We start from the raw sequence: 26,435 nt of genomic DNA, 5'->3' as shown, positions 1-26,435 counted from the left end.
AATCAAAAAGCCTCATCAAATTTGATGAGGCTTTTTATTGGAAAAAATATTTAATTAAAAATTGCTCGTTTTTTTATCAATATTTTCATCATTAATTGAATCATCAGAAGGTTTTTCTAATTCGCTAGTTAATCGAATTTCAGGATCAGCAGTTACCTCAGGTTGAGCAATAGCTTCAGGTTCAGTACTTATCTCAAGTTCAGAGGGTGATTTGGGTTCAGGATCAGCAGTTACTTCGGGTTCAGCGATAGCTTCAGGTTCAGTACTTATCTCAGGTTCAGAGGGTGCTTTAGGTTCAGGATCAGCAGTTACCTCGGGTTCAGCGACAGCTTCAGGTTCACTACTTATCTCAGGTTCAGAGGGTGCTTCAGGTTCAGGATCAGCAGTTACCTCGGGTTCAGCGACAGCTTCAGGTTCACTACTTATCTCAGGTTCAGAGGGTGCTTCAGTAGTTACCTCTGGTTCAGAGGGCACTTCTGATTGTGAAACGGTTGATTCATCTTCCAGTTGAGTTGGCTTTTGATCTAATTTTGATTGAATGACCTCTTTAACTATCAAAAAAAGCTTTTTAAAATTTGAGAAGAGTTCTTTGAAATTTACATATATATCTTTGAGACTGCTTTTGATTTCTTGAGCTTTTTCACCTTTATTAAAGAAAAGCAAAGCCGAAACTACTAATACTGAGATTAATATGACAATAAATAGTGCGCCCATTTTTTTTTAACAGTTAGATATCATTAAGATCGCTCGTTATTCGTATGCTATCAAGTGTTTATTTACATTGAACAACGAAGATAGCCTTCCATTTTTAAATTTAAGGTTTATCAGTATCTAGATTTTTTTGAATCTAGTCAAGCTTACTATTTTTTTTTGATAGAGGGTGGTGCCCCTTATGTAAAAGAGAGGTTGATTTCTTGCAATCAAGAAATCAAAATGGATACCTAAGCTTTATTGATATAAATAGTTCTAATTTTTCTTTAGACTTTAAATACAGCATTTCTTATAAACAAGCGATGGAGAGAATCCATGCTTTGAAGAGTGATGGTTCAGTAATCAAGGATATTAAGGTTTTTCAAGAGGCTTATAGTTTGATTGGTTTAGGGTGGATTTATAAACCAACAAAATTGGCCATTTTAGATAAATGTATTGAGTCTATTTATGAATTGTGGTCTAAACATAGATTGAAAATAACTTTTCGCCCTTCTATCGAAAAGTTATGTGCCGAAAGCGGTCGTGAGCTTTACTGATTATATGAAAGGTTAATTTATTTAATCTTAAATTTCAGTTTTAATTAAAAAAAATAATAAATTTACTATCCAAATGTTGAACTATTAAATCCCCAATTTGAGGCTTTAACGTCGATAAATTCGATATAAATCCTATTCTTATTTATATTCGTTTTAGATGCAATTAATTCGCATAAAGACTTGCTCATCGAGGAGGGTGTTAGAGAGCCAATTGATTTAACATTAATAAAACAGCATGGTTCATCGGATCCAGCGAATGTCATCTTGTTATCTCTTTGGATCATCGTCATTACATAATTTTCAGGTTTGCCGGTTAGATCAGCAACCATTTTTGAAATATCTTTTTGGAGCAAATCAACATTTTCTACATCACTTTTGGAGGATGTGTTGATTTGTATGAATGGCATGAGTGAATAAGTCTTTATCAGATACTAATACTTGTGTGCGATATTGATTTTTTTTAAATCTAGAAACATCTAAGCTGCCCTTATTAGGAGATCTCAGTAAAAAATATTATTAAAATCTTAAAAAATTAGAAAGATCCTGTTAATTCTCCTGTTAGAGCCTCAAAAATTTTGTTTTTCTAGTAACTTAGTCATGTCTTTTTACGAAAAATGAATCAGAATTTTCAAGCTATTGTCCAAGAAACTTCAGAAGATAATTCTTCGAATGAACAGACTTTTTTACTAAGTGGAGCCTTGATATTTTTTAATGTGTTTGTCATGTTATTTGTAGGGTTTTATTGGATGAATCCAGTAATGCACGAATTTATCTCCGGCAGACCTCTTTTGTGATAATCATTTAGATATTTCCTCTTACATTAATTTGTCTTATCAATGTATATAAAATTCTTTAATAGGAGAGATAATTGCATTATTCAGGTGGATTATCATCTTTACTCATGAATTTAGATCTTCTTTTTTCAAAAATAATTAAATATGTACTGAGCCTTTTAATCATATTTTTTGGAGTTAACCCAGCATTTGCGGGTGCAAACGTGGCCGTTAAGGGAGAAGGGGACGAAGTTCCAAGCTACGTTCGATCTGATATCACTGGGTTTAATTTTCATGGAGAAGACTTACATCTTTCTTCAATAGCTGGTGCTATGGCAAGAGATGCTGATTTTAGTGATGTTGATCTTCACGGAACAACATTGACTTTGTCTGATTTAAAAGGTTCAAATCTTAATGGGATAGACCTTACTGATACCCTTTCAGACAGGGTTAACTTTCAGAAAACTGATCTTAGAAATGCGGTATTGATAAACATGATCGCCTCGGGTAGCAGCTTCGCTGGCGCTCAGATTGAGGGAGCTGATTTTACATTTGCAATTCTTGATAGTGAAGATCAGAGAAATCTTTGTAAAATAGCGGATGGCGTAAATCCAACTACAGGTGTTTCTACCAGGGAAAGTCTTGAATGCGTAGGAGATAAAGAATCATATAAACCAGCCATGCCAGCTGCTTAATTTCTAGGAATAGTACAAACAATATTTGTTATAAAAAATTAGAATTAGTTGCAATTTTATTTTTATTGGTTTTCCTAAAAATAGAGATTTAATTTATCGTGAAGAATTTTTGGCCACATCGATCAAAGGCAGAAGGGTTCTCAATTCAAAATCTTGCGCGTAAATATCGTTTAAAGATCTCGAGCGTCTCTTCTAATCAAATATCAAATCAATTTGTAGATGATAGGAATGTTATAAATATGAAAGAAGAAAGTAAGAAGATATCGACGGTTAATCTATCTATAAAAAGAATACATTGGGCGAATAGAGATTTTTCAGAGTATAAGCAGGCAGCTTGATTTTATTTTTTTGAAGGACTTTTTGTAGCTTGTATATTTTTAGTAAGAGGAATTGTTGATAAAATAAAAGAGATGACAAATAATACTGTTATTCCAACAAGGCTCCAAAAAGTTAGATTAGATAGCTCTAATTCTCCAAATGAGACTGTTAGGTATGAAATCAATGTTTAATTTGCTAATAAGTTTTCAATGTGATTTTAGCAATAATTATATTTTTTATAATTATTGCATTTCGTCTTTTAAGATTTACACATATTTTTTCTTTCCATCATTACTTATTTTGTAAATGCCCCCTTTTGGTCCTACAAATAGCATCTCACCATTGATTTTTGATTTACCAAATTTACTTAACCTAGATCTATGAATATCTGCTTTTTCTCTTAGTTCATCCTCTGAATACCATGTCCCCAAAGGGATATTTTTACAAGGATCAAGTAAAAGAGAATTTGTAAATTCTTCAGATATCCTTTTTCGACGAACATTTATATTTTTGAACCTTTTCTTGAATCTTTCCATTAAACTCTTTCTGTTAGTAAACTTTGCTCTCTTTTTTAAAGTTAATAATATATAGATAAAAAATATTATTAAAAATATTAGAATCAATTTCACTATGGAGGATTATAACCTTATCTAATTAAAGCAACTTATAGAAATAAAACCAGTTGATTACAAAATATGAAATTAATTTCTCTTGACATGGTTCTTTATTTTCTCTTGATTATCAAGTCGAAGCCTAGATCCGTTTTTTTTGAAAGTACTTCTTTTTTTACAATACCTTTTTTAAATAAACTGATAATTATTATTATTGATTCAACAAAAAGAGAAATAATTGAAAATATTAGGATTATAAAATTATTAGTAATAGAATTTTTATTGTTTGGTTTTGGATTTTTATTTTCTTGCTTTTTCATTTTAGTAAGGTCCGTAATGGGTTGAGCATTCAGCACCGCAATATGCACCTATATTAATGGCTTGCTCTAAATTTAGTTTTGCTGAGAGAGCTGTAGTGACAGCTCCCGCGAAGCAGTCTCCACATCCATAGGTGTCGATCTCTTTTGAGCTAGGCTTAATGGATTTGTATTTAATATTTTCAGGGAAAATTGTCCCACCTGATTTACCTTTTGTCGAAATGTATATTTCTGGTTTAGGTTCAAGTTCATCAAAATTTATTGCCTCTCCAGGATCAAGACCGCTTCCAATTAAAGCATCGATTTTTACTTTTGCATTCTTTAGGGTTTTCTCGCCTGTTCGGGGAGTAGCAGATAGGAATTTAGCTTTCCTGGCAAGTTTTATTCCTTCTTTATCGGTTGCGGTAACAAAAATACCATCGTAATTTTTCATATCACCCCAAGGTAGTTTGTCAGAAGCGATTGGCTGTAATCTCTCTCCAATAACTGTAATTGCTCTTTCTCCATCTTTGCTAATCAAGCTAATACCTTTTCTTGTAGGTTTTTCACGCCAAGCTACTTTTAATTTTAAACCAAGTTTACTAAGCCTTTCGTAGCATTTTTCACCATAATTGTCTTTACCTAATGATGTTATTAAATCAACAGGTCCATTTATTAATCTTGCCATTTGAACAGCTGCGACTGCCGCCCCCCCTGCGGCTTCCTCAAAGCAATCTTTTGCATGTGAAATTTCTCCAGCTAATGGAAGCTGATCTACCTTTAAGAATGTGACCCATTCAACATGACCAATAACAGCTAATTTAAGTTTAGGGAGTTTAAATATTTTTTTAGGTGCATCAGTTCTCATTCTTGAATAGCTATATTATTTCTAATATAGTTAGTTAAGTTAATAGGTAAAACTATGATATTTTTTTTTTCATAAAATAGACAAATCAGAGAATATTTCTGATATATTATTTTGTATTTAATAAAATTTTTTATGATAAAACAGATTAAATGGTTGAAATGGGTTTATTTATTATTGTCTATATTAGGAGCCGTTTTACCTACACTCGCAAATATTGAATTTGTAAAAAGCTATGGACCTGGTTTTGATATTCAATTATTTGTAGAATTGGCTAATAATAATCCAGCTTCACAGTCTTTATCTAGAGATCTGTTTATAGGCTCAACAGCAGTATTTATTTGGATACTTTCAGAATCGAAGAGACTAGAGATGAAAAACCTATGGATTGTAATATTAACTACATTTACAATCGCCTTCGCCTTCGCAGCTCCTTTCTTTTTATATTTAAGGGAATTAAGAATTGAAGAAATGAATAGAAATCAAATTATTTTAAAAGGATGAGATTTTTTTATTTGATATATTTAGATATTGGTACTAAGGCTAAACAAATAATACTAACAATTAACCATAAATGAAAGGCTGTATCGAAATTATCAATTAACTTGCCAGCCATCCATGGAACTGTTAAAGCGCTAATTCCAAAACACTGAGAATATAAAGCTATTACTCTACCTTGATATTTATTTGGAGAAGACTTTATGATTGCATCTGAAGCAGATGGTAGGAATATGCATAGAGAAATTGTTAGAGGTATGAAAGCTAAAAGTATTAATATATATCCATTAATCAATAGATTAGAAAGTGATAAGAAAATAAAACCTATTAGTAACGATATTAAGCATAATTTGAATTTAAAAGATGAATTTTTATTCCTTAAAATAAAACCTACTGGCCATTGAAAAATTGCAAGCAAAACAAGTTTAAGTGTTACTAATGTAGCTACTCTTTGCTCTATGAATGGCGGCCTTATTATACCACCGTTCGCTAAATCTAATGGAAGAATACTTTGCAATAAACTCATTATACCTGTTACAAATAGGGTTACTAAAAATAAAGGAAATAAATTTATAACCCATTTTAGATTAGTTTTTTTCTCTAGATTCCTATGATTAAATTCTATATCATCTTTCGACTCGATTTCGGTTTCGCTTGTACATGTTCCTAGATTTTTCAATATAACATTGAATATATATAACATGCATAAAATATCAATTAAATATATTATTCGTGCGAATTCAAAATACGTTCCAATTGTGCCTAGCAAGACCCCTAATGTAACTCCAATAGCGTCAGCACTTCTTGCAAGAGAATAACCTTCACTTGATTTAATTTTGCTATGGCAATTTAATGGAACTGCTAATTCTGCGGAAGGCCAATAAATTCCAGCTGCCGCTCCTAAAAAAAACTGACCACAAAGGTATGCTAAAAAGCTTTGAGAATAAAAAAGTATGATATCCGATAATATTGCAATTAAACATGCAACCTTAATTGCTTTTCCATAGTTAAATTTTCTGTCAAGTAAAAATCCTGTTCCAAACCTCGTCGTTATTCCAGCGAATGCAGCTGTAGTTATCCCGCTACCGATTTGCTCTGCTGATAAACCTAAACTATAAAAAATTATTGGACTTAAATACATTACCGCTCCTGCGCCTATTGCTGTCCATAAACGAGCCTTTATGATTAATCTTAGAGATACCGGGAATCTCTCCCAGTAATTGCTAAAACTTGACGTTGAGAACAAATTCATTCATTAAAAAATTAGTTGTTCTTGGAACCGTTGGAAGCTTACTAGCTCCTTATTGTTTTTATCCAAAACTACGAGCAGCAGAGAGATTTGAAATTCATTTTGATGGAATGTCTATTCCAATTTCAATAAAAGAATTGATTGATTGGAGTAATGGTGAAGAGGAAACAAATTCAGAATTAGCCAGCTGGCTTAATTTACTAGGCTTTAAAGAAAGGGAAGGTTTAGCAAAGTTTTTAAGTACCCCTTTGGTAAGAGATAAAAGTATGGCAAGACAAATTTTACGAAGTTGGTCTGGTCGAAAATTACTGGATGAGGTAAGTGATCTAATTCTTATGGATGAAGACAGCTCAGGCGAAAGTGTTCTAGATACTTTGGAAAAACTATTAAATGAAAAGGATGAGGTGACGACTTTTGATCTTTTGAATTCACTATCTGTTAAAGCTATTCATATTGATTTGGATGGGTGGATTGAAGTTGCTAATAACTGGAGAAGTGAATTAAATAAACAACAAAAACTCACATCTGATTTGGTCTCAATTAATGAGTTATCAGTTAAAAGAGAAGCAATTAATGTTCTGCCTCTTGAAATAAAAGAAACTGAATATGAATTGATTTCCTTAAATGTTCCTCATCGAAATGAGCCTTTAAATTTAGATGTTTGGAACCCTTCTTCGAGGAACACCATCAGAAAAAATTGGGTTCTTTTAATGCCAGGTTTAGGAGGAGATCGTAATCATTTTAATTGGCTTGCAAGAAGTCTTAGTCACAATGGTTGGCCTGTTGTCGTCCTGGATCATCCAGGTAGTGATTCATTAGCACTTGAAGCCTTGGTGAAAGGAAGACTTCCTCTACCGGGTGGTGAAGTTATTCCTGAACGTTTGAACGATATCGATAATATCCTCAAGGCAAAAGAATTAGGGCAAATTGATATCTCAGCTGAGAATATTGTACTAATGGGGCATTCGCTAGGAGCCCTCACTGCTATTTTGGCTTCAGGAGTAACAATAGATGAAAAGCTTGAAAATAGGTGTCAGAAGGTACTTGATAATCTTTCTCTTTCTAATTTATCTTCACTTTTACAATGTCAATTAGTTGATATTACCTTGTCAAAGAGGAAAAGCATAGAAAATCTCTCAGCTATTGTTGGTATGAATAGTTTTGGGAGTTTTTTGTGGCAAAAAAATTCAGATAACCAAATAAATATACCTCTTTTTCTTACCGGAGGAACTTTTGATTTAGTTACTCCATCAATAAGTGAACAACTCGGATTATTGCTTGCTTTAAGTTCAAGCTCCTTGAGTAGAGTGCTTTTGATTGAAGGAGCTAGTCATTTTTCACCTATTAGAGTAGAAGGACAGATGGATCAGTCTAAAGGTAAGGACTTATTTAATCTTGGAGAATCAATTGTTGGATATCATCCACTTTCAGTTCAGAGCCTATTGTCTTTTGAAATTATCAGCTTCCTAGAAAAATTAGAAGAGAATAAATCCATACCTCCTAATACTAATTTAAATAAAGGTGAGCTTAGGTTTCATATTTTGGATAGAAATATAATTGAAAAACTTGTCAAGATTCAATAGCTAACTCTAGGATCAATATATGCAATAGCGATATCTATTCCAACACTAATCATGACAACAAGACTAGATATTACAACAACTATTCCTTGCACAACAGTATAATCTCTTTGATTTATAGCCTCTTGAAGTCCAAGAGCAATTCCTGGCCATGAGAATGTTATTTCAATTAAAAGTGCTCCACCTATTAAAGAAGAAATGGTTAATCCAGTAATTGTCAATATTGGAAGAAGTGTATTTGGAAAAGCATGCTTAATTAATATTCTTAAGTTATTAATACCTCTACTTTTAGCGGCCTCAATATAATCTTTTTTTAAAACTTCCTCAAGATTTAATCTTAATGATCGACTAAAGATTCCGCTTAATAATATCCCTAGAGTGAATGAGGGTAATATTAAATGTTTAATAGAACTAAAAATGATTTCAATGTTTTTGTCTAAAATACTATCTAAAAGTAAAAAACCAGTAATTGGGGGAGGAGGAATAGCTCCAGGAGGTAATCTTCCACCAATGGGTAACCAACCTAGCAAAACAGCGAAGATAATTTGAATTAGCATCGCTGCCCAAAAAGGAGGTAAAGCATAGGTCCCAATGCCAAAAATTCTTCCCCAAAAATCTATTTTGCCTTCTGGTTTAATTGCTCCTAAAAAACCAATTAAATAACCTACAAGTGAAGCTATTAATATTGAAAATATAGCTAATTCCAAGCTTGCTGGAAGAGCCTTAGAGATAATTACTTTTACAGGTTCTTGTGTGTTTAATGAAATTCCTAGATTCCCATGAATTAATTGATTTAAATATTCAAGATATTGATTAATAAGAGGTTTATCTAATCCAAGTTTAATTCTTAGGCTTTCCCTTGCAAATTCATTAGCTCGAGTGCCAAGAATTGCGTCTACCGGGTCGCCTGGTGCAATTCTCAACAATATAAAAACTAAGCTCGAAATAATCCAAAGCATAATTGGCAATAGAGTTAATCTCGAAAGGATATATTTGAAAAGTTCCTTTTTAGATGACAAAATTAGTCTCTTTTTAATTTTTTTAGAATAATTAATCCATCACTTGAGAATTCTGGTTGACTTATATCTTTTAAAGACCAAGCTTTAGGATTAACTAGCCAAATTGGTAAGTAGGCACTTCCTTGTGCAGCAAGTTGCTCAACTTGTATTAACTTCTTTAACCTGCTTTCTCCTTCTAACTCTTCACTTTTCTCTAGAAGTTCTTGAACTTTATTATCACCCCAAAAACTACCACTGAATACAGCTTCACCCTTGAGGCAAGAACTATTATTTATTTCATTACAACTTAATAAGGGAGTTAAATATGCTTCCGGGTCAGGATATGCTCCAGTCCAATCTAGTATGACTGCATCAAAAGCCCCTTCGGAAAGTTGTTTGTAAACTGTGGTTGATTCAATTCCATTTAATGTTATTTCTATACAATCAGATAAATCTCTTTTTATTTGATCTTTCCATGTAAGTGCAAGTAATTTATCAGCAGGTACATTAGATCTAAATGTTAATGGAATAGAAAGAATATTTGATTCGCAGTAGCCTTCTTTTTTTAATAAGGATCTTGCAACACTAGGATTATATTTAGGCCATGGAGAAAATTCCTTTTTGTGTAATTGAGGAGGAACTATTGATCTTAAGGGTTCTCTAGTTCCAAAACTTACTTGCTGACTAATTAGTTCTCTATCAATTGTGTAGGAAAGAGCTTCTCTTATTGTTTTATGTGCTAAAGGTAATTCATTACTTTTAAATGTAATATATCCTATCTCTATTGGGTCACCTTCTCCTGATCTAAGTTGATCTTTATTAACCATATTATTTAAAGCTAATCGCTGCATATCATCTATAGAATTTGAGATTAGGACATCAACTTCTTTCGTTTTTATAGCTCCAAAAAGAGTACTAGAATTACTGTAATTGATAAAGTCAATACCTTTGTTTAGAGGCTTTTCTCCCCAATAATTATTGAATGGCCTGATTATTTGTTGACTTGAGTTGAAACTTTCTAAGAAGTAAGGACCCGTACCTATGAAATTTTTATTATTGAAACTATCTTTATAATTTGAATATGAATTAGGAGATACAGGTGTTAAATTTACAGATGTTAAAAGACTTTTTAAAGAACTCGATGGCTTTTTTAATTTTATTCTTATAAGGAATTCATCCTTTACTTCAATATCTTCTATCTTTTCATTTAATAGGTAATTTAAAGTTCCTATTTCCCTAAATCGGTTAAGACTAAATGCCATCGCTTCTGCATTGAAAAGACTTCCATCGTGAAAAGAAATATTTTCTTTGAGTGAAATATCAATTAGCAAGCCATTATTACTTATTTTTGGTAAATCTTTAGCTAAACTTGGCTGAAGATGTCCTTCCTTATTTATTTTGTATAAAGTATCTCCAAGAGCGCTTAATATTTGTAGTGTCCTAAGAGTATTAGCTTGAGCAGGATCAAGAGATTCAATTTTACCTGCACTTGCAACAATAATTTTTTCTCTTTCCTGGTATTGGGCGCAAGATAATTGTAATAAAATAAAGATAATACCTGAGCCTTTTAAAATATTTTTAATGCAATTCAGTTTTAACATTTAGTATACAATTCTATGATTATCTCAACGTGAACAAAATATTTATTGATTAGTTGAAACTTGTTTGATTGATATCTCGAAGACAGGAGATCCATTGGGATTGAGAGGCCATTCGCGAACCCAGCATTTTTCATAAGCATTATCTATGCCTAATACTTGAAAAAGTTCTTCTTGATTATTTAGATAAACACAATCTCCTTGATTAATATTTTTTCCTGTTTCTTTTTTGGCTTTCTCAATTACGTTTTTGGATGTTGTCATGGTTTAGTTCCGAAAAGAAATTTAAGATAAAATTTCCTTTTTCTATTTATATAGTTAGCAACTTAATTCGGATTTGACTAGTTTTCGTTAGCTAAAGGCAACCCATCGTTGCTGCAATTCTCCTGACTTGTGACAAGTTTTCTATTTCTAAAAGAGCATCTTCCAGTTGACCTTGATTAATCTTGTGAGTAATAACTACTATCTCTGCTTGTTTATCTATTGCATCGAATTGCACTATTGATTCAATAGATATTTTTTTCTTTCCAAAAATAGTCCCGATTTCTCCAATTACTCCTGGATTATCTTCTGCAATAAGCCGTATGTAATTTTTTTTAGTGATTTTTTTCTTTTCTGCTACGTGACAATTTCTCCATCCTTTTGCTGATAGAAGTGGATCTAAATTAAAGATTTTGTCTCCACTCATAGACTGAATGCCAGCAATGTTAAGTATGTCTGCAACAACAGCTGATGCAGTTGGACCGGACCCTGCACCTGGTCCAAAAAACATTACTTGGCCTATGGGATTTCCTTCCACAAGGATTGCATTGTTAACTCCATTTACCCCTGCTAATGGATTATCTTCAGGTACCAATGTTGGTTCAACCCAAACAGATAGTGGTTGACTTTTTTCACTTTTCGATTGAGTTTCGCCTTTTTCAGATATTGCTAAAAGCTTGATTCCATATCCTAACTTTCTTGCATAATTAACATCTATGCCTTCTAGGAGATTTATTCCAGTTGTTGGTATGTCAGCTCGATTAATTGCTCCGCCAAAAGCAAGGCCACTTAGAATTGCAATTTTGTCAGCGGCATCGGCCCCCTCGACATCAGCGGCTGGATCACTTTCTGCATATCCAAGAGCTTGGGCATCTTTTAAAACATCAGCATAGTCAACTCCTTCTTTATCCATTCTGGAGAGTATGTAATTAGTTGTTCCATTTATTATCCCGCTTACTTTAGTTATCTGATTCCCTCCTAAAGATTGCTTTAGAGGCTCGATTATTGGGATCCCACCTCCTACTGCTGCTTCGATTAGGACATAGACCCCTGCGGCTTTTGCTTCATTGGAAATCTCTTCACCATGTCTTGCAATTACTGCTTTGTTTGCAGTTACAACAGATTTGCCTGCTCTTATGGCTTGGATAATTAATGATTTTGCTGGCTCTATTCCGCCCATCACTTCAACAACTATTTGAATATTGGGATTATTTACTATCTCAATTGGGTTTGTTGTAAGAATTGAATTTGAGATGGATATATCTCTTCTCTTTTGGAGATCCCTTACTGCAACACCAATAAGTTCAAGTTCTCCCACCAATGGATGTCTGTCATTTGGGCTACTAATGATATTTGCAACACCCTGGCCAACAGTTCCTAGGCCAAGTAAACCGATACCAACTTTTTTCATGTTTTTATAATGTGATGATTTGTTGAAATGCTATTTAGTCATTCTCATTGCTTTGTATTGACAGGTTTTTTGCTTGAGCTTTCATTTTGAGAAATATGTTGAGAAAACCATTTGCTCTCGATGGCGTCAAGCTTTTGCTTAGTCCTGTCATCTCAATAAATTTTTCATTTATAGAGAGTACTTCAAAAGGTGTTAGATCATTTAAACCTTTTATTAGAAAAGCCAGCAATCCTTTTGTTATGAGTGCGTCTGAATATCCTTTCCATTGAATTCTTTCATTCAAAATAGTCCCAAGAACATATACTTCTGAAATGCAACCTTTTACTTTAGTGGTTTCCAGGTGGAGATCTTCACTTAGTAACGGCAAGCTTTTTCCAAGCCATAGAATATATTCATAGCGCCTTTTGGGATCTGAAGTTGATTGTAGACGCTCTATAAGATTATCTAATGAATCACTTCCGTAGGTATTGATGAAAGACTTTTCTTTGATTTCAGTCACCTCTTCAGATTAAGCAATTGATTTATCTTAAAGCTTAACTACTTATTTAGTTGCTTCAATTTGATGTAGACCATTTTCGCTAATCCAACCATTAAATGGAACGTCCCATCTGTTTCTAGGTAATGGTTTTTTAGAAATGCAATTATTACTGATGACAACAAATGATGGTATAGAAAACCACAAATCTTTTTTTCGAAGTCGATCAAAGTAACCTCCTCCGTAGCCTAGTCTGTATCCTTCTTGATCGATAGCTATCGCGGGTACAAATAGGATAGAAATAAGATTAGGGTTAATAGCTTTTTCTTGGGATGGTGCAGGAATGTTGTTTGAATCTATCTCTAGTTGCTTGTTTGACCAATGATGATAGCTAATGCCTTTACTTTTAGAACTCGAAGGTAAAGCAACTTTTTGATTATTAATTTCTTTTATAAATCTTATATCTACCTCACCTTTTAATGGCCAATAAATACCTATATATTTCCCTTCAAAATGATATTTATTTAACAGTATATTTAATGATGATTTGACATTTAACTTTATTTTTTCATTTATTAAAAATGAATTTGAATTACGGATTAAATTATATTCCTTTCTTTTAATTTCTTTTATTGATTTAATATCATCATATATATTTTCCATGAAAAGGTGCTTTTAACTATAGATATTTTATTTAAGATAGATTCCAGTAAGTGCGATTGCTAGGGCATCAGCAGCATCATCTGGCTTAGGCGGTGAAGTGATACTGAGTTCATGCATGACAGATTTTAAAACCTCATCTTTATCGGAATGACCATAACCGGTCACAGCAAGTTTGATTTGCATTGGTGGGAACTCTTGAATTGGAAGATTGTGCTTTCCTAAGGTCATAATTATCACTCCACGAGCTTGAACAACACTAATAGTAGTACTAGAACGATAGAAAAAAAACTTTTCAACTGCTGCAGTATTTGGATTCCATCTGTTAATTATTGAGCTTAAATCATTTGAAATCTCTACCAGTCTTTTTTCTTCTTTTTGTATTGATTTCGTCTCAATAATTCCGCAATCAAGCATTATTTTCTTTCCGTCTATTTGATCAATAATTCCATAACCTACTCTTGCTAAGCCAGGATCTATTCCTATTATTCTCACTTAGTTTGTTGCTGCTAGTTCAAATTCAGATACATCAGTACTTTCATTCCTTTCAAATATTTTGCAAAAAGCTTTAATTACTCTATCTCCAGAATCCACTTGTTCTAGAGGATCTTTTCGAAGTCTATGCCTTAAAGCTGTCGAGACTACCCGAGCAATATCTTCTTCCGTAACCTCTTTCCTTCCTTCAAAGGCTGCAAGAGCTCTGGCCGCTCTATTGGTCACGATATCTCCTCTAAGTCCATCAACATCAAGTTCACCACAAACTGCTGAAATCCTTAGTCTGAGATCTTCATCTATGGAAACCTCATTAAGTAAATTTTGAGCATCAACCACTTTTTGTTGAAGGGAGTCTTGATTAGCTTGAACCGAATCGCTAAAAGATTCAGGATCATTGTCAAAGGCTGTGCGTTGGTCAACAACTTGAACGCGAAGTTTTGCTTCCCTTACTGTTCTAACTTCTACACTCATCCCAAAACGATCAAGTAACTGAGGCCTTAATTCACCTTCCTCGGGGTTGCCTGAACCTATAAGTACAAACCTTGCAGGATGACGAACCGATATCCCTTCACGTTCAACTGTATTCCAGCCTGATGCTGCAGAGTCTAGAAGTACGTCAACGAGGTGATCATCTAGTAAGTTGACTTCATCAACATAAAGCAACCCTCTGTTTGCTTTGGCTAGAAGTCCTGGTTCAAAAGCTCTTACACCTTCGCTAAGAGCCTTTTCAATATCAATAGTTCCGCAGAGTCTATCTTCAGTAGCACCTAAGGGTAGATCAATCATTGGAACCTGCTTCTCGCCTTTTTTAATGTCACTGCCACTGTCTATTCTTTCCCTGACATCATTGCTTTGAAGGTCTGGATCATCAAGTGAGCTGTTATAGGGATCTCCTTCAACAACCTCTATAGCAGGTAAGAGATCGGCAAGTGCTCTTATGGTCGTGGACTTTCCAGTGCCTCTATCACCCATTATCATTACCCCGCCGATTCTCGGGTCAATAACATTTAAAAGAAGCGCTAGCTTCATCTCTTCCTGCCCAATCACTGAAGTGAATGGAAAAACTCTGCGTTTTCTAGTTGAACTCACTTTCTTAGTACTATTAAAAAGATTGTTTCATAACCAGGCCACTTTAGATTGATAAAGTTCAAAAAAAAAATGATAATGAAAAGCAAAGATTTTTTTTAACCACTAAAAAATCTAATCTCGAGTACTTGAATTTTGACTTGGCATTAAAAAAGGGACTAATTCTGCCGATAAATCTCTTATCAACTTAGATGATCTTGGATCATTAAATGGACCTTTGACGATAAAACTTGCGAACGCCCTTGTGTTATCTGGAGCTTGAATCAGAGCAGTATCTGAATATGAGATTCCAATATCACCAGTTTTGTTGTGAACTAAATAACCTTTTAATGAAAGATGATAGTCAGTGTCTTTAGATTCTTTCCCAAGACCTTTTAATATCCCAGAGGGAATTAAGGTGTTTGTGTTTGATTTTTGCATTATTTCCCTGAAAATATCTCTAGAATTAACATTAAGTAGATATCCGCCATCTACAAGAGCCATTGCTAAAGAGAGATCTTTGGTGGATGTAAGATTAGTACCGTCTAGATCAGGCAAATAGTTATTTATTTGTGTATTTTTTAATCCAATTTCTTTGAATTTTTGATTAACTATATTTATTCCTCCTAACCTTTTAATTAATAAATTAGTTGCAGTATTATCACTCACTCTTATCATTTCCGTAGCTACTTCAAAAACAGGAAATTTTTCACCAACTTCTTGGTAAGCCATCCAGCCTGAACCACTACCAATTGTTTCTTCTGTAAGAATCAAATCCTCATTCCAAAATATTTCACCTCTATCTAACATCGTAAGTAAAACTATTAGAATAGGAACCTTTAAAGTACTAGCTGCAGAAAGCTTTATTTCTGATTTTACTTCTGCATAAATTTCATTATCTAATGATAAGAAAAAAGCACTAACTTGTAGATCTGGATTCTTAATTATAAGATTCTCCCATTTATTGATTAAAGTTTCTAGTCTTTCAAATCTTTCTAATTTATCATTAGAAAATAATTTTAATTTTGATTTTCTAATTTGTAATTGTTTTTCATTTGATATTCTTGATTTGCCTTTAAGATTAAGTTTTCTGTTAGCGTTACTTCTTTGAGTAATAGGCCCAACGATTCTTAGTGAACTTCCAAGTAGAACTGATAGGCTTATGCTGGTTAAAAATATATTCGTGATTACTTTTAGATAACTTTTCACTTTAAAATCAAAGAATATAAATATTTCCTATTTATTGTAGCTTGATATCTTAATTAATCATTTGTATTGTTAATTTTCCATCGTGCTTGGCTAATTATTCCTCTAATTAGTGCAACTTCATCATCTTTTATTTCGGCTCTTATAAGCAACTGTTTGATTTTCGCCATCTTTGCTTTATATGTATGCTTCATTAAGAATCCAATATCAAGCAAAAGGCCACCTGCATCATTCATGCAATCATCTAATTTAATAAAATTTGCGGGATATCTTATTATTTTATTGGGTTTTAATAAATCAAGTTCATTAATTAGATTAAATTGATGCAAGATTATTGCTACTGCATGTGAAAGATTTAATGATGGATAGCTCTTACTCGTATTAAGACTAATTACTTTATTTGCTTTTAGAAGCTCTTCGTTAGTTAAGCCTCTATCTTCTCTTCCAAAGACCAAAGCTATGGTTTCATCTCTCTCTGATTCAAGTGCCCAACTCAATGCGTCTTTGTTTGAAGCCAGCGGAATCTCTCCATGATCCTTTCTCCCACAAGTAGCAATAATTCTTGTGCAGTCTGAAAGTGCTGAATTTAGATCCTTAAATAGTTTTGCCTTTTCTAAAATTTTTATTCCCTTGACAGCCATCTTTTTCGCTTCTTGATCTAAATGATTGCATTTAGGAGAAACTATTCTCAATTCATTAACACTAAAATTTTCACATAGTCTTGCAACGCTACCAATATTTATTGTTCCTGCTGGTTCAACAAGTACAACTTTTAGAGTTTTTTTGTTAGTCACAAGTTAGTTTAGAGAGTGCATATATGCCAATAGATCAGCCATTGATTGCGGTTCAATTTCAAAACTTGGCATTGGTGGAGTCAATCCCTGAATAACTTGATTGATAATCTTTTTATCACTCATTTCTTGCGTTGCTTCATGTAAGTCAGGCCCTACAAAACCTTGAGCGGAAATCCCATGGCAACCTACACAATTGATTTTGAATAATTTACTTCCAGATAGAGCCTCACCTTCAATAGATAAAGTTTCAGATATAAAAGGTTCTTGTTTAAAGTCTCCAATTGTCCAAAAAATAATAAGTAGGATGACAGTGGTAATAGATAAAAATAACCTTCTCCAAGAGCTGATTTTTTGCTCCATATCAATTAATGATTTTGATGACGGAGTATTCACTAAAACCTCTTTGACATGAAAGAATTGTTAACTGTAATCATAAATATGCGAAAAAATGATTGAGCCTCTGCTATGTGGGATTGTTCTTGGACTTGTTCCCATAACATTATTAGGCCTTTTTGTTAGTGCATGGAATCAGTATCGTCGAAGTAGTTCAATGCCTGATTGGGAATAAGAAAAAGAAGAGAGGTGTTTCCATAGAATTTCTCTTTATTTAATTCCCAACCATTATGTATTGTTGGCAATGATTTTGACGAGCATTCGCATATCAAAGTTGATGATTTTTTAATCCATTGTTTTGCCAATAAAAGTTCTTGAGAAATTTCATATAACTCAGATTCGTATGGAGGGTCAAGAAAAACAAAGTCAAATTTTTGCTCAGAACGAGGAAAATTTTTAATAAATTCAATTTTCTTGTTTTCCGGCCCTTTTTTTAGAAAAGAGATCAATTCATTACATATGACTTCAATATGCAATGAATGACCCACAGTTTTTGATATGTCGATAAGGTTCTTTTTACATGTTTTTGCGGTTTCTCTTTGTTTTTCAATGGCAAGAACCCTCTTTACACCTTTTTGAAGGGCCTCACACGCCATTGCGCCACTTCCACTACAAAGATCTAACCAACTTGCTTCTTCGAGTTTCTTTCCAAGAATATTAATTATGGCCTCTCTAACTTTTGAGGACGTAGGTCTTGTATTTTTGTTTAAAGGACTTTCTATCCGTTTCCCAGAAATAAGTCTCAATTTCCCTTTCAAACTAAAAGTTAGTTTTTTTCAACCAATTAATCCAGTTTAAAATAAGTTTTTGTCCTGCAAGACCAGATTTTTCAGGATGAAATTGGCAAGCACCAGTGTTTTTATGCCAGACGATGGATGAGAAGTGGGTCTTTCCAAATTTTGTTATTGCTACGGTATTTTTTTGTTCTAAAGGACATGCTGTGTATGAATGAACGAAATACATCCAGTTGGAATCTGGATAGTTTTCTAAAATGGGACATTTGTTTGTTTTGAATACTGGTGACCAACCAATATGCGGTATTCTTTCACTTTTTTCTTGAGGCAATCTTCGAATATGGCCTTTTATAACCCCTAAACCTTTTGAAGTTCCCTCATCACTAGTCTCAAATAAGAGCTGTAACCCTAGACATATGCCAATAAGCGGTTTGCCATTATTTACCCAATCAATTATTGAAGGTATTAAATCAGTTTTTCTTAAATTAATCATTGCAGGATCGAAAGCCCCTACACCAGGAAGAATCAAAGCATCGCATGATTTAAGTGCTTTTATATTGCAAATAATACTTAAAGGTTGATTTACCCTTTTGAATGCTTGTTGAACTGAAAAAAGGTTTCCCATTCCATAATCTATTAATCCAATTTTTGCCAATGGATTTCCCCTAGAATCGTTTTAAAGTGCTATGAAACTAAATTCTGTAATTTGATCAAAGATGTTTAGATATTGTTCCTGAAAGCGTTGCTTTAGGGACTGCTCCAACAACTGTATCTACTTTTTGTCCTCCTTTAAAAATCATTAAAGTTGGGATGCTTCTTATCCCGTACTGACTTGCCACATTTGGGTTCTCATCAGTGTTTAATTTAAAAACTTTTATTTTACCTTCGAAATCTTTAGAGATTTCTTCAACAATTGGCGCAACCATACGGCAAGGCCCACACCATGGTGCCCAGAAATCAACCAAAACAGGCACATCGCTCTGGAGGACTTCTTGTTCGAAAGAGGAATCAGTTACTGCAGAAGCTGTGGACATACCTTGGAAGTCTTAAGAACTAGATCATAACAATTGTATTTTGCCTAAAAAAAGTTTTGCTGCCATTTTTAAATGAAGTTTGAATATTAATTTGTTTGCTTTTAATAAGAAAAACCCGAATAATTCGGGTTATGTGGAGTGTGAGGAGTGTGAGAGCAAAGGCTCTCACTACCTAATCCTAACCGATGTATTAAATCCTGAAATCTTTCCGTATCTTTATTTTCCCATTCCAAGTTGTTGTGCTTTTTGGTAAACCTTTCCTTCTGTTAACAAAGAAGGTGCAACTACTACTTCAACTTTCTGCATCTCTTTGATGTTTGTAGCTCCAAGAGTTCCCATTGATGTTTTGATTGCTCCTAATAAATTGTGGGTTCCATCATCAAGAATTGCAGGTCCACAAAGAATGCTTTTTAAACTTCCTGTTGTTCCAACTTTAATTCTTGTACCTCTAGGGAGGACAGGACTTGGTGTTGCCATGCCCCAATGAAAACCTTTCCCAGGAGCTTCTTCGGATCTAGCAATTGGGGATCCAATCATTACCGAGTCTGCTCCACAAGCTATGCATTTACAAATATCTCCACCAGTGATAATGCCACCATCAGCAATGATTGGGATATATTTCCCACTTTCTTTTTGAAAATCATCCCTTGCCGCAGAGCAATCAGATATGGCAGTTGCTTGAGGAATTCCAACTCCTAAGACGCCTCTCGAGGTACAAGCTGCTCCTGGCCCAATGCCAACCATTACTGCTGCTGCTCCTGCTCTCATTAGCTTTAAAGAGACTTCATAAGTAACGCAATTTCCTACGGCAACTGGTATGCCAATGTTTTCACAAAGTTCATAAAGGTCAAGATTTTGACTGCCTTCTTTCCCTAGATGTTCTGTAGAAACTACTGTTGCTTGAAGGAAAAATAAATCTGCACCTGATTCTTTGACTAGATCCCTATATTTAATCGCAGCTAATGGGGTCCCGCTTACAGCTGTAATGCCTCCACTTTTTTTGATTTCTTGAATTCTTTTTAAAATTAATTCTTCTTTGATTGGTTTCTTATAAATTTCTTGCATTAGTGGAACAAATTGCTCTTTACCAATTGAGTGGATTTTGGTTAGGACTTCTGTCGGATCCTCATATCTAGTTTGGACTCCTTCTAGATTTAAAACACCTAAGGCACCTAATTTTGACAAGGCAACTGCCATTTTTACATCTACAACTCCATCCATCGCACTTGCGATTATGGGAATATCTCTTTCAATCCCACCGATTTCCCAGTTGGTTTTTGTGATTTCTGGGTCAACTGTCCTTCCTCCTGGAACTAATGCAATTTCATCAATTCCATATGCTCTTCGAACAGTTTTGGTTCGTCCTAGTTGAATATTCACCCCTAAATTTTGTAAGTTCTCGTCAAACTACCAACTGAAGTGCCAAATTGAGCAAATGTTGGGAATAGATAATCAAGATTTTTTGTTTTTTCTGAATTAACTTGCTGATTTAGGAATTCTATGAGGGGTTTTTTTATCATTTGTTTGTAGTCGTTGATCTTGTTAGAGGTGTTTTACTTTCAGTTATATGGTTATTTACTTTAAAAGGTTTATTAATGCTCGAATATTCTTATAATTGGTAAAACCCTTATATATGGCTGATCCATTGGGACCTAATAGTACTGGTCCCGGGGAATCCGACGATCGGATCATACAGACTGACTTAAGAAACGAAATGTCGCGTTCCTACTTGGAATACGCGATGAGTGTAATAGTTGGAAGAGCTTTGCCTGATTCGAGAGATGGACTTAAGCCAGTTCATAGAAGGATTCTCTATGCGATGTATGAACTGGGATTAACTAGTGATAGGCCATACAGAAAATGCGCTCGCGTGGTTGGAGAAGTTTTAGGTAAATTCCATCCCCATGGTGATACTGCCGTTTATGACGCTTTGGTCAGAATGGCGCAAGATTTTTCCATGCAGATGCCTCTAATTGATGGGCATGGGAATTTTGGTTCTGTTGATAATGATCCCCCTGCTGCAATGAGATATACAGAATCCAGATTGCAATCTTTAACCACTGATAGCTTGCTTGAAGATATTGAATCTGAAACAGTTGATTTTGCGGATAACTTTGATGGATCTGTTCAAGAACCAACAGTCTTGCCGGCAAGAATTCCGCAATTGTTATTAAATGGTTCGTCTGGAATAGCTGTAGGTATGGCAACCAACATACCTCCTCATAATTTGGTCGAATTGATTGATGGATTGATGGCTTTAATTTCTAATCCTCAGCTAGAAGAAATAGAGTTGATGAATATAATTAAAGGCCCAGACTTTCCAACTGGCGGTCAGATACTTGGCAGAAGTGGAATTAAGGAAACATATCTTTCTGGTAGAGGATCAATCACAATGCGTGGAGTCGCTGAAATAGAAACTATTGAAAATCCAGGGAGACCAGATAGGGATGCAGTGATAATCACTGAACTTCCTTATCAAACAAATAAAGCAGGATTAATAGAAAGAATAGCTGATATGGTCAATGATAAAAAACTTGAAGGCATTGCAGATATTAGAGATGAAAGTGATAGAGATGGAATGAGAATTGTTGTTGAATTAAGAAGAGATTCATATCCTCAAGTTGTTTTAAATAATTTATTTAAACTTACTCCTTTACAGACTAATTTCAGTGCAAATATGCTTGCATTAGTTAATGGTGAACCTGTTATATTGTCACTTAGAAAGATGTTGCAAGTATTTTTAGATTTTAGAGTTGAAACCATTAAAAAAAGAACTAAATATCTTTTGAAGAAGGCTGAGAGTAGAGATCATATATTATTAGGATTATTATTAGCTTTAGATCAGCTAGATGAGATAATTAGTCTTATAAGATCTGCCTCTGATTCCGCTACTGCTAAAAGGAAATTACAAGAATTGCATGGTTTAACAGATATACAATCTGATGCTATTTTGCAGATGCAGTTAAGAAGGCTGACAGCTTTAGAGGCGGATAAAATAAGACTTGAACATGAGGATTTAGTTGAAAAGATAATAGATTTAAAAGATATTTTAAATAAAAAAGAAAGGATATTTGAAATAACAAATATTGAATTAAATGAAATAAAAGAAAAGTACAATACCCCTAGGAGAACCAAAATTCTTGAACTTGGTGGTGGACTTGAGGATATTGATTTAATTGCTAATGAAAGATCAGTAGTTTTGTTAACTGAGACAGGCTATTTAAAGAGGATGCCTGTTAATGAATTTGAAGCAACAAGTCGAGGTACTAGAGGTAAAGCAGGTACGCGAAGCCAAGGAGAGGAAGAGGTGAAAAAATTTATTAGTTGTAATGACCATGACAGCCTCCTACTTTTTAGTGATAGAGGAGTTGCTTATGCTCTTCCTGCTTACAGAGTTCCTCAATGTAGTAGAACTGCAAAAGGTACTCCTATAGTTCAATTACTCCCAATTCCAAGGGAAGAAGCTATTACTTCATTACTTTCTGTGAGTTCTTTTGATGATGAAAACTATTTATTGATGCTTACTAGGGGGGGCTATATAAAAAGAACACCTCTTTCAGCTTTCAGCAAGATTAGAGCAAATGGACTTATCGCAATAGGATTAGAAGGTGGTGATGCTTTGACTTGGGTTCGGTTGGCTGAGTCTGGGGATAGTGTTTTGATTGGTTCTAAAAATGGAATGACTATTCATTTTAGATTAAATGATTCTGAATTACGCCCTTTAGGCAGGTCAGCAAGAGGTGTTAAGTCAATGAATCTTAAGTCTGGAGATTCTCTTGTAAGTATGGATGTTTTATCTACTGAGTTAGCTGATCATGTTGATAAAAGTGAAGAAGAAGAACTACACGATGAATCATCAGAATCTGAAGGACCTTGGGTACTTGTTGCTTCTGGAAGCGGCCTAGGGAAAAGAGTACCTGTGACACAATTTCGGTTGCAAAAAAGAGCAGGAATGGGTTTAAGAGCAATAAAATTCAGAAAAGATGGAGATGAACTTGTAGGTTTAAGGGTTTTAGGTAAAGGAGAAGAATTATTGTTAGTGAGTGAAAGAGGAGTAATTGTAAGAACTAGTGCGGATAAAATCTCTCAACAATCTAGAGCTGCAACCGGTGTAAGAATTCAGAAGCTTGATAATGGTGATAAGTTGTCTGAAGTTGTTTTAGTCCCACCAGAGCAAAGTAATGATGATGAAGAAAAAGAATCATCTACAACGAATGAATCCATAAATACTATTGATCCAACGTCAAAAAATTGAAATTGAATAATTCCGATGTATTAGTTATGGGAGCAGGACCAGCGGCTCTTTGCATAACTGCTGAGTTAGTACAACAAGGACTTGATGTTCAGGCAATTGCGTCTAAGTCTCCTTTAGAACCTTGGCCAAATACTTATGGGATTTGGGCATCAGAACTTGAGTCTCTAAATATGCAAGAATTATTGAAATATAGATGGAAAGATACTGTCAGCTTCTTTGGAGATGGATTAACTAAAAAGGGCAATAACTTTATAAATCATTATCTTGATTATGGTCTTTTAAATTCAATTAATTTTCAAGAGGCTCTCCTTGAGAGATGTAATGGACTTGCATGGCAAGTAGAAACTGTAAAAAATATCGATTTTAGGGAAAGAGAAACCGTTGTGATTTGCACTACCGGGAAAAAATATTTCGCTAGGATTGTTATTGATGCAAGCGGTCATAAAACGCCTTTTATTAGACGACCTAAGCATGATCAAATAGCTAAGCAGGCAGCCTATGGCGTGGTTGGAAAATTTAGTTCTGCCCCTGTAGAGAAGAATAGTTTTGTATTGATGGATTTTAGACCGGACCATTTAAAGGCTAAAGAATTAGAAGAGCCACCTTCATTTCTTTATGCTATGGACTTGGGAGACGGGAGTTATTTTGTAGAAGAAACATCTTTGGCATGTGCACCTCCAGTTTCATTTGAATCATTGAAAGCAAGATTAAATTCACGATTAGCTAATAAAGGTATTCAAATTGAGGAAATCATCCATGAAGAACATTGCCTTTTTCCAATGAATTTGCCATTGCCTTATAGAGATCAACCTCTTTTGGCTTTTGGAGGCTCGGCCAGTATGGTCCATCCTGCTTCAGGATATCTAGTTGGATCACTTTTAAGGAGAGCACCCTCATTAGCAAAGGAGATAGCAAAAGTAATAAAGAAAGATCCTAATATGCCTACTTCTCAGATAGCCAGAAGAGGATGGAAAACCCTATGGACATATGAATTAGTTCAAAGACATCGTCTTTATCAGTTCGGTCTTCAACGACTAATGAGCTTTGATGAATCTTTATTAAGATCTTTTTTTGATACCTTTTTTAAATTACCTAAAAAAGATTGGTATGGATATTTAACTAATACTCTTCCTTTGCCCAGACTATTTATCGTTATGCTCAGATTATTTTATATTGCTCCATCTAAAGTCAGATTAGGAATGATTGGTTTTCTAGTAAAAAAGCAAGAAATTATTTAAATTTTCTTTTTCCAATCTATTGGAGAAATCAAAGGAAATATACAATCTTCTTTTTCTATTTCTTCAAAACTTGTATCATTTATAATTTTATTATCTTTTATTGCATTTATTAACATCCAAAATCTTTTTAGATGCAAATTTATTCTTTCTCTTGCAAGCTCTGTAGTTGTTCCTGCCTTGAGAATGAAACTCCAATCTGAAGATTGACATAGTAAAAGCTCTCTTCCAGCTTGTTTAATGATTTTGATATTTGATTCTTTTATTAACCCCTCGGAACAAACACTTACCATTTCTCTTCCAGCTTTACTCCACTCATGAACAATCCATGAATTTGACTTGTTTAACCAATAATTATGAAAACCACCTTGTCCCCAACTTGAAGGGGAAGGATTGCATAATTGGATTTTTGGTGTTAATTGTAGAGCCTCTTTTAAGGTAATTAACTTGATACCTTCCCCTTTAGATTTAATAAATAAATGCTTGAGAAATTGCGGACCTTCAAACCACCAATGACCAAAAAGTTCTGCATCAAAAGGAGCGATTAATAATGGCTCTATTTGCATTGATTCTCCAAGCTTTATAAGTTGTTTCTTTCTCTCCTTTAAATAATTTTCTGCATCTTTTTCAACAATCTCTTTTGCCGCATTTGGCTCATATTCTTGCTTGTTTTCTAAAGATGTATTTTTAGATGAAATTTTAAATAATTTAATTCCTAAAGGCCTTTTTTCATTAATTCCTATCTTTTTGAGACTCTCAATCGATAAATCCCAGCCTAAGTCTCTATGGAATTCTCTGTAGTTTGGATTGCCTGGATATCCATCTCTTGCTGACCAGACTGGAAGAGTTGATTCACTATCTCTACCAAAAAAAGCTACTCCTTTTCTTGTGCAGATAGGAGCATATAGGCCATATCTTGGCCTTGGATCTGCATTTAACAAGCCATGACCATCAAGAACTGCATATCTCAATCCTGATTCAGCCATTAATTCATCTAAGCCTTCGTAATATGCACATTCAGGCAACCAAATCCCCAATGGTGAACTAGTAAAAAGGCGCTTATGTTCTGTTACGGCAGTTTTTAATTGAGCCCTGACGGCCTCAGGGTTTTCTCTTAAAAGTGGTAGATATCCATGAGTGGCTGCACAAGTGAGAATATCAATTACCTCTGATATTTGTAATTTTTTAAATCTTCCTATTAGATCACCTTGACAATTCTTCCAGCTTTCTAGCTGGCGTTTAAAGTTCTCTTTCAAGTGTTGTACTGCTTTTATGCTGTCTTTCTCTAAATTATTAAGAACTTCTATTCTTATAGTTACCCATTTCTCAAATCGATTTTTTAACACCTGATCTTCCAAAAGAGAAAGCAAAGTTGGCGATAAGCCTATTGTGACTTTAGGCGCTTGATCTTTTGCACTAGCGCTATTTTCAAGTGTCTCTAACAGTGGTAAATAACATTCCACTAGAGCTTGAAAGAACCAGTCCTCTTCTAATGAGCCAGGTTCTTCTGATCGCACGTAAGGTAGATGGGCATGCAGGACTATGGCGAGATTGCCTTTAGTCATTAAAATTTCCAGATTGTTGGATTTGATCCTTGAATACTTATACTCTTTAGAAGCATTGAAAAAGATAAACTTTAACTTATAAACTAAAACTGGTAAAATTAGATACTTTGAAAAAATTATTTTT

Annotated in this window: 29 protein-coding genes; 8 read left to right on the top strand and 21 right to left on the bottom strand. The window is 34.1% G+C overall.

Annotation, left to right across the window (positions count from 1 at the left end; all coding sequences use genetic code 11):
* Positions 1–54: 54 nt before the first annotated feature.
* Positions 55–714 carry a hypothetical protein gene (locus tag O5639_RS04045; RefSeq protein WP_269625200.1) on the bottom strand — a complete coding sequence of 220 codons (660 nt, stop codon included), beginning with the start codon at positions 712–714 and terminating at the stop codon, positions 55–57.
* Between the two features lie 200 nt (positions 715–914).
* Here O5639_RS04045 and O5639_RS04040 point away from each other — a divergent pair, with 200 nt between their 5' ends.
* The gene (locus O5639_RS04040; protein ID WP_269625199.1) at positions 915–1,247 is read left to right on the top strand and encodes a DCC1-like thiol-disulfide oxidoreductase family protein; all 333 of its coding nucleotides are present in this window, start codon (positions 915–917) and stop codon (positions 1,245–1,247) included.
* A gap of 65 nt (positions 1,248–1,312) precedes the next feature.
* Here O5639_RS04040 and O5639_RS04035 read toward each other — a convergent pair whose 3' ends face one another.
* Complete coding sequence (locus O5639_RS04035) at positions 1,313–1,654, bottom strand: phenylpyruvate tautomerase MIF-related protein (protein WP_269625198.1); 342 nt, start codon at positions 1,652–1,654, stop codon at positions 1,313–1,315.
* A gap of 494 nt (positions 1,655–2,148) precedes the next feature.
* Between O5639_RS04035 and O5639_RS04030 the strand changes: the two genes are divergently transcribed.
* Positions 2,149–2,715, top strand: a complete 567-nt coding sequence (locus O5639_RS04030) for a pentapeptide repeat-containing protein (RefSeq protein ID WP_269625513.1) — start codon at positions 2,149–2,151, stop codon at positions 2,713–2,715.
* A 98-nt stretch (positions 2,716–2,813) separates the two neighbouring features.
* Positions 2,814–3,053, top strand: coding sequence for a hypothetical protein (locus O5639_RS04025; protein WP_269625197.1), 240 nt, complete (start codon positions 2,814–2,816; stop codon positions 3,051–3,053).
* Between the two features lie 246 nt (positions 3,054–3,299).
* On the opposite strand, the gene O5639_RS04020 is transcribed toward O5639_RS04025, so the two are convergent.
* Entirely contained in the window at positions 3,300–3,569 is a 270-nt protein-coding gene (locus tag O5639_RS04020; RefSeq protein WP_269625196.1) for a hypothetical protein, read from the bottom strand.
* Positions 3,570–3,965: 396 nt separating this feature from the next.
* Positions 3,966–4,808: a PfkB family carbohydrate kinase gene (locus O5639_RS04015; RefSeq protein WP_269625195.1), complete on the bottom strand. Its 843-nt coding sequence runs from the start codon at positions 4,806–4,808 to the stop codon at positions 3,966–3,968.
* A gap of 132 nt (positions 4,809–4,940) precedes the next feature.
* Between O5639_RS04015 and O5639_RS04010 the strand changes: the two genes are divergently transcribed.
* Positions 4,941–5,309: a DUF2834 domain-containing protein gene (locus tag O5639_RS04010; protein WP_269625194.1), complete on the top strand. Its 369-nt coding sequence runs from the start codon at positions 4,941–4,943 to the stop codon at positions 5,307–5,309.
* Between the two features lie 7 nt (positions 5,310–5,316).
* Here the strand turns inward: O5639_RS04010 and O5639_RS04005 are convergent, their stop codons facing one another.
* Positions 5,317–6,555 (bottom strand): MFS transporter, encoded by a 1,239-nt coding sequence (locus O5639_RS04005; RefSeq protein ID WP_269625193.1) that lies wholly within the window; start codon positions 6,553–6,555, stop codon positions 5,317–5,319.
* Between O5639_RS04005 and O5639_RS04000 the strand changes: the two genes are divergently transcribed.
* Complete coding sequence (locus O5639_RS04000) at positions 6,534–8,135, top strand: alpha/beta hydrolase (RefSeq protein WP_269625192.1); 1,602 nt, start codon at positions 6,534–6,536, stop codon at positions 8,133–8,135. The genes O5639_RS04005 and O5639_RS04000 overlap by 22 nt on opposite strands.
* Here O5639_RS04000 and O5639_RS03995 read toward each other — a convergent pair.
* The 11 genes from O5639_RS03995 to O5639_RS03945 form a co-directional block, all read right to left on the bottom strand.
* On the bottom strand, positions 8,129–9,151 hold the full coding sequence (locus O5639_RS03995) for an ABC transporter permease (protein WP_269625191.1): 1,023 nt from the start codon (positions 9,149–9,151) through the stop codon (positions 8,129–8,131). The genes O5639_RS04000 and O5639_RS03995 overlap by 7 nt on opposite strands.
* A gap of 2 nt (positions 9,152–9,153) precedes the next feature.
* A complete protein-coding gene (locus O5639_RS03990) occupies positions 9,154–10,731 on the bottom strand; it encodes an ABC transporter substrate-binding protein (RefSeq protein ID WP_269625190.1) in 1,578 nt (525 codons plus the stop codon).
* A 42-nt stretch (positions 10,732–10,773) separates the two neighbouring features.
* Complete coding sequence (locus tag O5639_RS03985) at positions 10,774–10,992, bottom strand: hypothetical protein (protein WP_269625189.1); 219 nt, start codon at positions 10,990–10,992, stop codon at positions 10,774–10,776.
* A 91-nt stretch (positions 10,993–11,083) separates the two neighbouring features.
* Positions 11,084–12,400, bottom strand: coding sequence for a homoserine dehydrogenase (locus O5639_RS03980; RefSeq protein ID WP_269625188.1), 1,317 nt, complete (start codon positions 12,398–12,400; stop codon positions 11,084–11,086).
* Between the two features lie 34 nt (positions 12,401–12,434).
* Entirely contained in the window at positions 12,435–12,899 is a 465-nt protein-coding gene (locus O5639_RS03975; protein ID WP_269625187.1) for a SufE family protein, read from the bottom strand.
* A 42-nt stretch (positions 12,900–12,941) separates the two neighbouring features.
* Positions 12,942–13,538, bottom strand: a complete 597-nt coding sequence (locus tag O5639_RS03970) for a 5-formyltetrahydrofolate cyclo-ligase (protein ID WP_269625186.1) — start codon at positions 13,536–13,538, stop codon at positions 12,942–12,944.
* Between the two features lie 27 nt (positions 13,539–13,565).
* On the bottom strand, positions 13,566–14,030 hold the full coding sequence (ruvC, locus tag O5639_RS03965) for a crossover junction endodeoxyribonuclease RuvC (protein ID WP_269625185.1): 465 nt from the start codon (positions 14,028–14,030) through the stop codon (positions 13,566–13,568).
* Complete coding sequence (bchI, locus tag O5639_RS03960; RefSeq protein ID WP_269625184.1) at positions 14,031–15,119, bottom strand: magnesium chelatase ATPase subunit I; 1,089 nt, start codon at positions 15,117–15,119, stop codon at positions 14,031–14,033.
* 111 nt (positions 15,120–15,230) lie between these two features.
* Entirely contained in the window at positions 15,231–16,304 is a 1,074-nt protein-coding gene (locus O5639_RS03955) for a serine hydrolase (protein ID WP_269625183.1), read from the bottom strand.
* A gap of 53 nt (positions 16,305–16,357) precedes the next feature.
* Positions 16,358–17,095, bottom strand: coding sequence for an RNA methyltransferase (locus O5639_RS03950; RefSeq protein WP_269625182.1), 738 nt, complete (start codon positions 17,093–17,095; stop codon positions 16,358–16,360).
* 3 nt (positions 17,096–17,098) lie between these two features.
* Complete coding sequence (locus tag O5639_RS03945) at positions 17,099–17,488, bottom strand: c-type cytochrome (protein ID WP_269625181.1); 390 nt, start codon at positions 17,486–17,488, stop codon at positions 17,099–17,101.
* A 55-nt stretch (positions 17,489–17,543) separates the two neighbouring features.
* Here O5639_RS03945 and petG point away from each other — a divergent pair, with 55 nt between their 5' ends.
* Complete coding sequence (gene petG / locus O5639_RS03940) at positions 17,544–17,663, top strand: cytochrome b6-f complex subunit V (protein WP_011294783.1); 120 nt, start codon at positions 17,544–17,546, stop codon at positions 17,661–17,663.
* On the opposite strand, the gene rsmD is transcribed toward petG, so the two are convergent.
* The 4 genes from rsmD to O5639_RS03920 all read right to left on the bottom strand — a co-directional run bounded on the left by rsmD (position 17,611) and on the right by O5639_RS03920 (position 20,636).
* Positions 17,611–18,234 carry a 16S rRNA (guanine(966)-N(2))-methyltransferase RsmD gene (rsmD, locus tag O5639_RS03935; protein WP_269625180.1) on the bottom strand — a complete coding sequence of 208 codons (624 nt, stop codon included), beginning with the start codon at positions 18,232–18,234 and terminating at the stop codon, positions 17,611–17,613. The two genes, petG and rsmD, sit on opposite strands and share 53 nt — an antisense overlap.
* A 13-nt stretch (positions 18,235–18,247) precedes the next feature.
* Complete coding sequence (gene hisH / locus O5639_RS03930) at positions 18,248–18,877, bottom strand: imidazole glycerol phosphate synthase subunit HisH (protein ID WP_269625179.1); 630 nt, start codon at positions 18,875–18,877, stop codon at positions 18,248–18,250.
* A gap of 55 nt (positions 18,878–18,932) precedes the next feature.
* Positions 18,933–19,256, bottom strand: coding sequence for a thioredoxin (gene trxA, locus O5639_RS03925; protein ID WP_038653576.1), 324 nt, complete (start codon positions 19,254–19,256; stop codon positions 18,933–18,935).
* A 216-nt stretch (positions 19,257–19,472) separates the two neighbouring features.
* On the bottom strand, positions 19,473–20,636 hold the full coding sequence (locus O5639_RS03920; RefSeq protein WP_269625178.1) for a GuaB3 family IMP dehydrogenase-related protein: 1,164 nt from the start codon (positions 20,634–20,636) through the stop codon (positions 19,473–19,475).
* A gap of 253 nt (positions 20,637–20,889) precedes the next feature.
* On the opposite strand from O5639_RS03920, the gene gyrA reads away from it, so the two are divergent.
* Together gyrA and crtL are read left to right on the top strand one after the other, a co-directional pair.
* Positions 20,890–23,511 carry a DNA gyrase subunit A gene (gene gyrA / locus O5639_RS03915; RefSeq protein WP_269625177.1) on the top strand — a complete coding sequence of 874 codons (2,622 nt, stop codon included), beginning with the start codon at positions 20,890–20,892 and terminating at the stop codon, positions 23,509–23,511.
* The gene (gene crtL, locus O5639_RS03910; RefSeq protein ID WP_420063668.1) at positions 23,508–24,749 is read left to right on the top strand and encodes a lycopene beta cyclase; all 1,242 of its coding nucleotides are present in this window, start codon (positions 23,508–23,510) and stop codon (positions 24,747–24,749) included. The genes gyrA and crtL overlap by 4 nt, the downstream gene beginning before the upstream one ends.
* Here the strand turns inward: crtL and O5639_RS03905 are convergent.
* Positions 24,746–26,311, bottom strand: coding sequence for a glycoside hydrolase family 57 protein (locus O5639_RS03905; RefSeq protein WP_269625175.1), 1,566 nt, complete (start codon positions 26,309–26,311; stop codon positions 24,746–24,748). The two genes, crtL and O5639_RS03905, sit on opposite strands and share 4 nt — an antisense overlap.
* Between the last annotated feature and the right edge of the window lie 124 nt (positions 26,312–26,435).

This window comes from Prochlorococcus marinus str. MIT 1214 (assembly GCF_027359355.1).
Classification (GTDB): Bacteria; Cyanobacteriota; Cyanobacteriia; order PCC-6307; family Cyanobiaceae; genus Prochlorococcus_B; species Prochlorococcus_B marinus_F.
This window is presented reverse-complemented; position numbering and strand designations above follow the sequence as displayed.